The 2,236-nt window shown below is 41.2% G+C and carries 1 pseudogene; it reads left to right on the top strand.

Annotation, left to right across the window (positions count from 1 at the left end):
* Positions 1-243: 243 nt before the first annotated feature.
* Positions 244-2,236: pseudogene (locus tag CAG68_RS16940) on the top strand (tandem large repeat); the annotation flags it as partial.

Below are 2,236 nucleotides of genomic sequence, written 5' to 3' on the forward strand. Positions count from 1 at the left end.
GATTTATCAATACTGACAGTTGTGCGTAGAGTATAATATTTTAAATAAAAACTAGCATTAAAGCATGAGTAATTCCTCTGTTTTCACTAAGTTAATAATTATAGGATGTGATAATAATTTTAATAATTCAGTCAAAGTGACGGTTGGCTTGGTGTTTATGCCTATTTTGTTGGTGTTAATGTCACGTTGAGAAAATATTTTTCAATAATATAATCTCGGGAAAATATATTTTGCCAAATTACTATGTTCGCTAAAAATACGCTGAAATTAACATTAGGTCTTACGCTTACATCTCTTTTATTGAGTGCATGTGGTGGTGGTGATGGAGGAGACAACACACCTCCAGCTAGAAGCAAAGGAAGCATTTCCGGTATGGTGTTTGACGCCCCAGTCAATGGCGCCAAGATTGAGGTTTTCGAGTTCAAAAATGGAAACTTAGGTCGGAAGTTGGCTAACACGACGTCTGATGCCTTCGGAAACTATCTGCTAGAGTTTGAATCGTCGTCAATGCCTCTTTTTGTTGTTGCAAAAGAGGGGAGTTATACCGATCCGTTTACAAATGAAACGGTATCTGTGAGTAATGCGAAGACACTTAAATTTGAAGGTGTTGTGAACTTTAAAGAGGGGAGTGAGCAAAAGTTAATGCTTACTCCGCTGTCGAACTTGGCAGCAGGCTTGGCAAAGTACAAAATTTCTCAGGGGGCCACAGATGAAAGTGCCTTTTCAACTGCTTTGGATAGTATCAATAGCATGTATGGCTTTGACGTAAATGAGACCAAACCTATTGATATTACCAAAGGTGGGCAAAGCAGCTTTGCTAGTGTAGGGCATCAATACGGCGCTTTATTAACAGCATACTCGTCTTACTCTTACGATCTTATTAAAAAATACGGCAACAGCGATAACGTCTACACTTCGATGCACTTCGCTGACATCCAATATCGGGATGTTATTGCAGATGGTGTTCTTGATGGTCTTGAAGTGAGCCAGACTTCCGGAGCAGTGACTCCCCTCAGCTTTGGACAGAAAAAGATAAACAGCGACGTTTATACACGTGACTTATCTCAGCACGTTTTGATCGTGGTAAACGACCCAAGTATCAATATTTCTGGTACTGATGCTGCCGACTATGTCGACTTTAGTAAGAAGCTTAATGACTTAGGTACATATGGCAGTACAGATGGCGTCATTCCACCGCGAGATGGGACGGAGATCGATACCACAGCGCCTATCGTGACACGCATTGACCGTGATGTACTTGCTGGCACCGATAAAGTTGATCTAAAAATTGTTGATGATATCGGTGTAGAAGACGTATCCGCCTTTATTCAGTATCAGATTAATGGCTCTTGGTCTGGTGAATTTCAATGTAACGACATACAAGATTTTGGAAGCACATTCTGTTCGGTTGAATTTGATGATTTTGAAGTTGGCCTTCGAGAGACCAACGTTAAAGTTAACATTAATACCAAAGAGATCGATAGTGTAGATATGAACCCTGCCACAGGGCTCTCAAACGTAACAGCAGCACGGTTAGTCTTATATACAGCGGATGTACTGGGTAATGAGTTAATTCCAGGCAGCCATTCGGGTCTTCATATCAACTTTGAATGGGATAACGATGCGCCTGTTATCGATATTACATCGGCGAGTGCAATTAATAACCAACTTAAAGAATACGTTCTGAAAGGGGTTGTAAAAGAAAGCTCGCAAGAGATTAGTTCGGTCAGTATTTCATTTAAAGATGGCTTACATGAGGGCGTCACATGTTCTCCTGTCACTGTAGAGTCTGGAAATGCTTGTGAGTTTAGTAAGGCTTACCCAACTGATGAATTCCTATCTACGACGGTCTTTGAGGTTCGAGCGAGGGATAGCAAAGGCAATACGGGCTCTGCGCAGCATGCAGTAAGTCGTGACGATCAAGCGCCAGCACAGACGATAACCTATCCTGAAGGTACGTCAATGACGTACGTAAATGTGGGTTTAGATGGTGAACGAACCACTTACGATGGTATCTACTCTCAAGATACGTACACCCCAGACAATGTTCAAGCAAGCCGCGATTTCCTGAAGATTGATTATGCGTACGCAAGTTTAGGGATTCAGAACTCATTAAAAGGGATAGATTTTAGTAACTTCAACGCTAATTTATTGAAAGAGAATAAAATCCCTTATGTTCGTGTGAAAGTTTCAGACGTAAACACCGATACGGTTTTAGGCTCCAACGCTAATAAGC

The sequence above is a fragment of the Vibrio sp. V42_P2S4T144 genome (assembly GCF_009904715.1).
GTDB classification, from domain to species: Bacteria; Pseudomonadota; Gammaproteobacteria; order Enterobacterales; family Vibrionaceae; genus Vibrio; species Vibrio alginolyticus.